At 48.5% G+C, this 233-nt stretch carries 2 tRNA genes; both read left to right on the top strand.

What is annotated here, in order from left to right:
* The first annotated feature begins 2 nt into the window (after positions 1-2).
* Positions 3-76 (top strand) — tRNA-Asp (locus ACFRAE_RS17865).
* 82 nt (positions 77-158) lie between these two features.
* Positions 159-232: transfer RNA gene (locus ACFRAE_RS17860), tRNA-Asp, on the top strand.
* Position 233: the final 1 nt, after the last annotated feature.

Below are 233 nucleotides of genomic sequence, written 5' to 3'. Positions count from 1 at the left end.
TTGGTCTGGTAGTTCAGCTGGTTAGAATACATGCCTGTCACGCATGGGGTCGCGGGTTCGAGTCCCGTCCAGACCGCTTTTACACCTCCCATACAGGAGATGTTGGTACTATTCTTTGAGAAGTTATAGCTTATAAAATATTCCTAATGAATAATTTTGGTCTGGTAGTTCAGCTGGTTAGAATACATGCCTGTCACGCATGGGGTCGCGGGTTCGAGTCCCGTCCAGACCGC

It is taken from the genome of Sphingobacterium sp. HJSM2_6 (assembly GCF_049316305.1).
Taxonomy (GTDB): domain Bacteria; phylum Bacteroidota; class Bacteroidia; order Sphingobacteriales; family Sphingobacteriaceae; genus Sphingobacterium.
This window is presented reverse-complemented; position numbering and strand designations above follow the sequence as displayed.